This window comes from Synechococcus sp. H55.11, assembly GCF_047462475.1.
GTDB lineage: Bacteria > Cyanobacteriota > Cyanobacteriia > Thermostichales > Thermostichaceae > Thermostichus.
In genome coordinates, this window is the sequence record NZ_JANSJI010000049.1 from 1 (window position 1) to 8,932 (window position 8,932).

At 63.4% G+C, this 8,932-nt stretch carries 6 protein-coding genes; 2 read left to right on the plus strand and 4 right to left on the minus strand.

From position 1 onward, the window contains the following. Together NW853_RS01990 and NW853_RS01995 are read left to right on the plus strand one after the other, a co-directional pair. Nucleotides 1-595, plus strand: a 595-nt coding sequence (locus NW853_RS01990) for a type II secretion system F family protein (protein WP_414347437.1), incomplete at its 5' end; no start/stop codon positions are given. Between the two features lie 50 nt (nt 596-645). Beyond that, nucleotides 646-5,358: an MG2 domain-containing protein gene (locus NW853_RS01995; protein WP_414347440.1), complete on the plus strand. Its 4,713-nt coding sequence runs from the start codon at nt 646-648 to the stop codon at nt 5,356-5,358. 35 nt (nt 5,359-5,393) lie between these two features. On the opposite strand, the gene NW853_RS02000 is transcribed toward NW853_RS01995, so the two are convergent. The 4 genes from NW853_RS02000 to NW853_RS02015 form a co-directional block, all read right to left on the minus strand. Beyond that, complete coding sequence (locus NW853_RS02000; RefSeq protein WP_414347443.1) at nt 5,394-7,196, minus strand: NFACT family protein; 1,803 nt, start codon at nt 7,194-7,196, stop codon at nt 5,394-5,396. A 48-nt stretch (nt 7,197-7,244) separates the two neighbouring features. Beyond that, nucleotides 7,245-7,844 carry a DUF3727 domain-containing protein gene (locus NW853_RS02005; protein WP_414334123.1) on the minus strand — a complete coding sequence of 200 codons (600 nt, stop codon included), beginning with the start codon at nt 7,842-7,844 and terminating at the stop codon, nt 7,245-7,247. Between the two features lie 74 nt (nt 7,845-7,918). Beyond that, nucleotides 7,919-8,188 (minus strand): gas vesicle protein GvpG, encoded by a 270-nt coding sequence (locus tag NW853_RS02010; protein WP_414334125.1) that lies wholly within the window; start codon nt 8,186-8,188, stop codon nt 7,919-7,921. A 91-nt stretch (nt 8,189-8,279) separates the two neighbouring features. Then, on the minus strand, nt 8,280-8,669 hold the full coding sequence (locus tag NW853_RS02015) for a hypothetical protein (protein ID WP_414347445.1): 390 nt from the start codon (nt 8,667-8,669) through the stop codon (nt 8,280-8,282). Between the last annotated feature and the right edge of the window lie 263 nt (nt 8,670-8,932).

Consider the following 8,932-nt stretch of genomic DNA (forward strand, 5'->3'; position numbering starts at 1 on the left):
TACCCAGTTTTTTATCAACATCAGCAAGTTCCTGCGCACCCCCCAGTACAGCTTGGGCCTGGTGGGCTTTTTGGTGGCGGTCTTTTTTGCTTTCCAGCGCTTTTACCGCACCCCCGCCGGCAAGGAGACCATTGATGCTCTGGCCCTCAAGCTCCCCATTTTCGGGGATCTGATCCAGAAATCGGCGGTGGCCCGTTTTTGCCGCACCTTTGGGGCCCTCACCCGCTCCGGGGTGCCGGTGCTGACTTCTTTGGAGATCGTGCGCGACACTTCCGGCAACCAGGTGGTGGCCAACGCCATCGACGCTGCCCGCCAATCCATCTCAGAGGGGGGGCAGATCGCGCCGGCCCTGGATAAGGCCAAGGTCTTCCCGATCATGGCCATCCAGATGATCAGCGTGGGCGAAGAGACGGGGGAGCTGGATGCCATGTTGATGAAGACGGCGGACTTCTACGAGCTGGAGGTGGAGGAGGCGGTGCGCGCCCTCACCAGCTTGATCGAGCCGCTGATGATCGTGATCTTGGGCGGGATGGTGGGCTGCATCATCGTGGCCATGTACCTGCCCATGTTCAACGTGTTTGAGCTGGTGAAGTAGCGACTGAATCCCCAGGGCAACCAGAACCCATCGGGAGGAGGAAGGGATCCATGCTGCGGCGGTGGTTGGTGGCCCTGGTGGTGTTTTTGGGAGTGGGGCTGGCGGTCTTGCTTTCGGAACAGCCGACGGGATCCCTGCTGGGGCGGGTGGAGCTGCCGGCAGGGATGGCGCCGGGGAACGTCCAGGTGATTGCCGCCGGCCCGGTGAGCCGCAGCATCAGCCCGTCTGCGGAGGGCGAGTACCGCCTGGAGCGGCTGCCCGTTGGGGAATACCGGGTGACGGTGCGGGGATCCGGCCTAGAGACGGTCTCCAGCGAGAGACCCGTGCAGGTGCGGGAAGGGGCGATAGCTTCTGCTCCTCTCCTACGCCCGCAGCTTCTGCCCCCCAGCCTCTACCTCTACAGCCTCAGCTCGGTGTTCACGACCGCAGAGCCGGCACGGCTGCAGTGGCGGGCCAGTGGCCTGGGAGCGGTGCAGTTTGCCCTCTACCGCTTTTCCCTGGCTGATTTGGAAGGATCCCCTTTCTTGCGGGATCTGGCCGATGCTGGCTATGGATCCCTGGCTCCGGCCCTGCGAGGAGAGCTGGTGCGCCGTTGGCAGCAGCCGCTGGGGGGAGAAGAGGTGACTCGCACCCTGGAGCTGGGGATCCTGCCGCCGGGGGCCTACTGGCTGGAGGCGGAAGGCCAACAGCCGCGGCAGGCGGCGGCACCGCTGCCTTGGTCGGGGGAGTGGCTTTTGGTGAGTGACCTGGGCCTCATCCAGAAACAGGATGCCAGCCAGTTGGTGGTGCAGGCGGTGCATTTGCGGGAATTGCGTCCTCTGCCGGGGATCCAGATCCAAGTTTTCGGGGAGTGGAGGGATCCCCTCATTGCCACCACCGACGAGGAGGGGCTGGCCCGGTTTAGCTTGCCGACAGGGGAGAGATCCTCGCTGGTGGTCTATGGCCACAGCGCCGACAACACGTTGCAGGCTTTGTCCCGCAGCTATGCCTATGGCTGGAACCAGCCCCACCGCATCTACGCCTACACGGATCGTCCCCTCTACCGCCCCGGCCAGACGGTCTATTTTCGCGCCCTGGTGCGGGAGCACGACCGCCTCACCTCGGCAGGCCAGCCGGTGCAAGTAACCCTCACCGCCCCCGACGGCGATGTGCTGGGCGAGCAAACCCTGGCCACCAACGCTTTCGGCAGCGTCCACGGGCAGTTTCAATTGCCGGAGGAAACCCCCCTGGGCAGCTACGGCCTGGAGTGGCGGGTGGCCGGGCCGCAGGGATCCAGCCGCGAGTACACCGCCTTCGAGGTGGGAGCCTACCGCAAACCGGAGTTTGAGGTGAGGGTGGTGCCCGACCGGCCTTGGCTGGTGCGGGGGGGATCCCTGAAGGTACAGGTGGAGGCCGAGTATCTTTTCGGGGCGCCGGTGGCCGCTGCCCAGCTTCGCTACTGGGTTTACAGCAGCCCCGACTGGAGCCTGCGCTACGGGCTGTTGCCCCATTCGGGGGCAGAAGACTATTTTGCCGGCGACCTGGGAGAGGAGCAGGGCTACTACGGCGGCTACGGGGGGCTGGTGGCGGAAGGAGCAGGGGTGACGGATGCCCAGGGGCGGGCGGAGTTTCGCCTGGAGCGCCTGTTGCAGGATCTGGACTGGGAGGAAGACAGCTACTGGGGCCCGCAGGAGGTGCAGCAGTTGCGCATCGAGGTGGAGGTGAGTGATATCAGCCGCCGCAGCGTGACCGGAACGGCACGGGCCTGGGTGACGGCCGGCCAATTTGCCCTCTTTGCCGAGGCCGATCGCCACCTGCCTGCTCCAGGGGATGTCATCACCTACCGGCTGCAAGCCCGCGACTACGACGGCCAACCGGTCAGCACCGCCGGGGAGCTGAGCCTGGAGCGCTGGCGCTGGGATCCCCAGAGCAGCGTCTACCGACGGCAAGCCACTCTGCTGCGGCAATCTTTTCAGGTTGTCAACGGCGAGGGCAGCCTGGTTCTGCGCCTGCCCGCCGACCTGGAGCCGGGAGACTACCGGGTGCGGCTGACGGCCCAGGATCCTCGTCGCTACCGCGTGCAGGAGGTAGACCATCTCTGGGTGGTGGAGCCGGGCAACCCCCTGCCAAGTTGGGGATCCCTGCCCAGCCTGGAGGTGGTGGCGGATCGCCAGATCTACGAAGTGGGGGAAGAGGCCCAGCTCCTGATCGTCTCGCCGCTGCCGGATCTGCCGGTGCTGGTGGGTCTGGAGGGATCCCGGCTGCACCAGGTACAGGTGCTGCGCCTGCAGGGGCATACGGCCACCCTGCGCCTGCCCATCCGGGAGGAGTATCGCCCCAACCTCTACGTCACCGCCACCGTCCTCGGCCCAGAGCGGCGGCTGTACCAGAACGAGGCTCTGCTGCGGGTCTCGCCGTTGGATCGCTTTTTGCAGGTGGAGCTGCAGACGGATAAACCCACTTATCAACCAGGGGAGACGGCCCAAATTCAAATCCGCACCCGCAACGCCCAAGGGCAGCCGGTCAGCGCCGAGGTGGGGTTGGGGATCGTGGACAACGCCCTCTACCTGCTGCGGCCCGACTTCACCCCCGATATCCGCCGCTTCTTCTACGGGCGCCAGGACAACCAAGTTACCACCACCACCTCTTTCCCTCAGCAATACCCCGGTGGTGCCGACAAGCTGGCCGGCCAGGTGCGGGAAGACTTTCGCGATACCGCCGCCTGGTTCCCGGATTTGGTGACCGATGCCGATGGCTTAGCCCAGGTCCAGGTGCGCTGGCCGGACAACCTGACTACCTGGCGCTTGACCGCCCGCGCCGCCACCGCCGACACCCAGGTGGGCTCCGCCCTAGCCACCGTCGCTGTCAGCAAAGACCTCTTGGTGCGCCTGGCCACCCCCCGCTTTTTCCGGGTGGGGGATCGGCTCACCTTGGCGGCCATCGTGCAAAACCGCACCGGTCAAGCCCAAGCAGTGGAAGTGGGGCTGGAAGTGCCCGGAAACCTAGAAGTGCAGGGCCCCCAACGGCAACGCCTGACCGTGCCCGCCCAAGGAGCGGAGCGGGTGGAATGGCCGCTGCAGGTGCTGGGGGCCGGCGATACCCCTGTGCGGGTTTGGGCGCAAGGGGAGGGGCTGCAGGATGCGCTGCAACTGCGGATCCCCAGCCAGCCCTTGGGGGCAGTACACCGCTTCTTCCAAATGGGGCGGCTGCAGGCGAACAGCCTTGAGCTGCCTTTGGATTGGCCGGCCACTTGGGTGCCGGGATCCCGACACCTGCATCTGGAACTGGCCGCCAGCCCGGCAGCGGAGCTTTTGGGGCCGTTGGACTATCTCGTCCAGTTCCCCTACGGCTGCACCGAGCAGACCTTGAGCCGCTTTTTGCCCGCCTTGGCGGTGGCCCAGGCCAGCAAGCAGTTGGGCTTGAACCTGCGCTCGCCCACCCTGGAGCGGCTGCCGCGGGTGGTTCGAGCCGGCCTGCAGCGGCTGGAGGACTCCCAGAACTACGACGGCGGCTGGGGCTGGTGGGCCTACGACACCAGCAACCCCTACCTGACCGCCTACATCCTGCAGGGCTATCATCTCGCCCAGGCCGCTGGCTATGCCCTCAAGGAGTGGCGGGTGCAGCGGGCTTTGGAGTACCTGGCTGGGCAGCAGTTCCAACCCCTCTCCCCCGATCTGCGGGCCTTTGTGGCCTACAGCCTGGCCCTCTGGGATCCGGCGCTGGTGACTGCCGAGCTGCCGCCGCCGCCGCAGCTTTCCACCTTTGGCCTGGCCTACCGCGGGCTGGCCGCCCTGCAACAGGGCCAGCGGGATCCCGCCCAAGCGGCTCTGGATGAGGTTCTAGAGCGGCGGCAAAGGGATCCCCAGGGGCGCTGGTTTCTTCCTGCCGCCTCCGCCCCGCCAACCGGCGAGCGCTCCACCTACGACGACCTGGAGGTGGCCGGGCCCCTCTTGCAACTGGCCGTGCGCCTGCAGGATGGCCGCGCTGGCGAGATCGCCACCGCCCTTCTCCAGCAGCGGCAGGACAACCGCTGGCGCACCACCAAAGCCACCGCCGACGCCCTCCTGGGCCTGGTGGCCTACTACCAAGCCCAGCAACAGCAACAGCCTGGCCCCGGCCAGGTGCGGGTGTTGGAGGAGGTGAGCGGAGCTGAACTGGCGCGTTGGCAGGCCGGCGGTGCGGATCCCCGCCAAGTGCTGGACTGGGACGACGCCGAGGTGAGCACCCTGAGCCGCCTGCGTTTGGAAAAATCCGGCCCCGGCCCCCTCTACTACAGCTTGAGGGGAGAAGCTTTTGTTCCCAACCCTCTGCCCTCTCAAAGCCAAGGCTTTGCCGTCGGCCGCAGCTACTTCCGCCTACAGCCCCAACCCCAAGCCAATGGAGAGATCCGCTACCGAGAACAGCTCCTGCGCCCCGGCGAGGCGGTGCGCGCCGGCGAGGTGCTCCTGGCCCGGCTGACGGTGGAAGCTGAGCGCGATAGCCACTATGTGGTGATCGAGGATCCCTTGCCCAGCGGCGCCGAGATCACCTCCCAGGATCCGCGGCTGCTCACCGGCTCGGCCCCCGACTACTGGTGGGACTGGTTTTGGACCCATCAAGAAAACCGCGACGACCGCGTGGCCTTCTTCAGCACCGAGCTCAGGCAGGGCCGCCACGAGTTCGTCTACCTCTTCCGTCCAGAGATCCCCGGCCAGTTCCAGGTGGCCCCTGCCCTGGCGGAAGAAATGTACGATCCCAGCCGCTATGGCCGCAGCGCCAGCCACTCCCTCAGCGTTCTTCCCTAAAGATGCCTGTTACAGCCACCTGACCGAAAACAGCGTCAGTGTTGCGCGAGGGCTGAGGCGATGAGGCATTGAGCACGGCTGGGGCGGCCCCAAAGCACCTGCTCCTGTTTGTAGACAACCATGCCGGGCGGGGATCCCTTCGGTTTGAACACCCATTTCGGGCGGGTATACACCACCGGCACCTGTTCGCTGAGGCGACCGCGGCTGAAATGAGCCGCCAAATCGGCAGCCGCCTGCAGATCCTCGCTTTCGGCCACGGCGCCGGGGGGCAAGCGCAGCAGCACATGGCTGCCGGGGATCTCCTGGGCGTGAAACCACCAATCGTGTTCCTGGGCCACGCGAAAGGTCAGTTGGTCATTTTGCAGGTTGTTGCGCCCCACCCAGATGGGGAAGCCACTGGGGCTGGTAAAGCGATGGGGGTTGAAGGGTTGTGGTGGGGAATGCTTTGATCCCATCCGTGAGGATTCTGTCCCGCTGTGGCGAGCAGGACTCTCCAAGTAGCGCTGTTGGATCAGCTCGGTCTCAATTCCCTTGAGGGCGGCCAAGTCTTGGGGATCCCGATAGGTTTCCAGATGCTGCAGAGACGCTTCCACCTGCTCCAGGTATCTGATCTCCTGCTCTACCGCCTCTTGCAAAGGCCGCACAGCTTCCTGAGCCCGTTTTTGTTTGCGGTGCTTGCGGTAGTAGGCTTGGGCATTGAGAATGGCATTTTTCTCCGGGTCGAGCGGGATCTTGATCGTCTGGCCGCTGGCAAAATCTGGCAGCTCGATGTGGTGCAGCCCTGGCCGCCAGAGGTGGAGGTGGGCCATCAACAAGTCGGCAGCTCGTTTCGAGGCTTCCGCTTGGGTGGATTCGGCCAGCATCGTCTCAAATTGCTCTCGCCGCTGATAGAGCTTTTTCAGCAGGGTGGACACCTTTTGCAGCAGGCGGTGGCGCTCTCGCTCAAACTGTTCGCGGTTGAGCTGAGCTTGGTAGTAGTCTTCCAGAAGTTGGTGCAAGGACTCCGTCGGAGGGCTGACGGGACGGCTTGCCCAACCGAGGACGGTGTATCCCTGGGGAGTGGGCGCCGGCTCAAACCGGCCTGTTTCCAGACGGGTGAGCCAGTCCTGCCACCTGGCAAACAGCGCCTGCCAATCATGGACAGACAGGTGATCGCTGGGGGTCTGCGGCGGGATCCCAGCCTGATGACACATCGCTTCCACCAAATGCCGACTGAGACCGCGATAACCGTGCAACAGCCGTTGGCCGATGGGGCCGGGGATCAAGGCGATGCGCTCTTGCCAAGAGGAGAAAGGCTCGGATCGCTGTGGGATCGGCGCAGTCAGGGCTGGAGGGGACTCGTAGGGAAGGCCCGGCTGCACCGGACGCACCCGCGATTGCCGCTCGCTCACCCCATGGCCGCTGGCCAAAATCAGGCCTGCCTCGTCCACCAAAATGGCGTTGCTGTGCTTGCCCATCACCTCTAGGTAGAGATGGCGCTGCGGGGGATCCCCGGGCCGAGGGGCAAAGCGACAGTCGATCACCCGTTCCCACTCGTCTGTGAGAGCCAGCTCCGTCAGCGCCAAACCCCTCAGTTGCCGTTGGAGAAACTGGCTAAATTGAAAGCCGTCCGGCTCTTTGGCAGGAGGCTGACAGAGGTGGAGACGCGCCGCTTGGGGATGCCAGCACAACAGCAGGCAGGGGCGGGCAGTGAGCGTGCGCAAACCGATGACCACCGTCCACAGATCGGTCTGTTGGACCCATTCCACGCGGGCGGGCAACCAAGAATCCCGCCCTGCCGCTGCCCCCGTCAGATCCGCCAGCACCGCACGCAGGGTGGTCAGATCAACCGGCTGCATCCCTGTTGCTCCTGGTCGCTACCCAACCCTTGAGGGTTCACTCACGGCCTAATCTTCGTCCTCCTCTTCTTCGTCATCCTCGCCTTCCCATTCCTCGTCCAGATCCAGCAGCAGAGCATAGAGCTGATCGAAAAGCTCTGGAGGCTCATCCGGGGTGAGCAGATAGGGATCCCCTTCCTCGGGCAAAGCAGCATAGATCAAAACGGGATCCAGGGGAGCAAAGATGCCGTATTTCTTCTCTTGGTAGAAAAACGTAGCCAGCAGTTGAAACTCCTGGGCATCTTCTTCGCTCTCGCCCAGCTCGAACACATCTTCCTCTTCGACGGGGGGCAGCTCTCCCTGAACCGTAAGGATGTCAAAGCCATTCTGCTGCAAGGTCAGGTTCAACTCCCCCAAGACCGCCTGGATGGTGGGGATGGCAGCCTGTAGCTCTTCCGGATCCGGCTCGTCCAGGATCCCTTCCATGTCGGCGTCTCCGTTCACCGCCTGGTTGGGTTCCCCTTCCCAAACCAGCACTTTGATCACGGCATCGACAGGAGTGACCAGGGCATAGGTCTGCCCATCGATGACCACCTGCCGCAGAATCTCGCACTTGAGAGGCTGGTTCTGCTCGTCGCGGAGCATCAAGGTTTCATGCGATTCAGTCATTGAAAACAGCCCAGGTTAGGAAAGATGGGGGTGTACAGAAGCCCATTCTCCCATGTTCTGCCCCCTCGCAAAGTTCAGGGATCCCCTGCCAACTCGCCATCAGCACTTTGTGCTTCGGCTGCTCGTTCTGCCTGGGTTAGGGCTTCCAGGGCCAACAAAATCTCTTCTTCTCGGCGGGCGTAGGTGTCTTCGTCAATTTCTCCCAAATCTAGCTGGATTTGCAAGGCTGTAAGCTCTTTTTGCAAGTTTTCTTTGTTATCCAGTTGTGCTTCGGCGCGTTCTTGAATTTGCTCCGCTAGCCAAAGCAAGCTTTGGGCCGGCCACGTCAACAACTGCCAAACCATCTCACATCTCCCAAAGCTAATAAACAACCCCTGCGATCCTATCAACTCGGATCCTCAGATGCCGTCGCCCCAGCTTAGCGCAGAGAGGAGACTAATTGTCCCGGCAGTGCTGCTCGATCCAATCCATCAACTCCCCATCGGAATGGGTGCACAGCCGCTCCCCTGTAATCAGGTCTTGGACAGACCACCAGACCCTGCCGCTACCATCTACCCATTGACGCACGCGCAGCTCATCGCAAGCCGTCAAAACCGCTTTTAGGCTCTGCCAAAGGCGGCGCCATCCTCCAAACAGCGCTGGAGAGGAAGGATCCCTGCTGCCGTACTCGGCTGCCAGTTGCCGCTCCTCTTGCTCTAACAATTCCACCAAGCGGGTGTTGTTGGCCGCTCTGGCTGCTGCCAAACGATGGGCCAGGGAAGCTGCCATGTTGTGGCGATGGCGGGCAAGGAGACTCACCCCACCCCTTTCAGCGGCTGCATTCATGAGGCTGCTCTCCAGCATCAGGAGCTCTACACGATCAATCCTACCGAAAAATCTGTAGTTAAAGATACGGAAAATACCCAAACCATCGATAACGTGTTTTGGAAAGTGGGATTACGGTCATTCCGATCTAGACCCACCTCGGTGAAGCTGAACATTAGTCGGGCCTGCTAGGGATGGATGGTTCCGTCGGGGAGGATGGCCCCGCTCAAGTCAGCAAATCGATCCCAGCCGGGACTTAGTTTTGCGCCCGTTAGGTTTGCTCC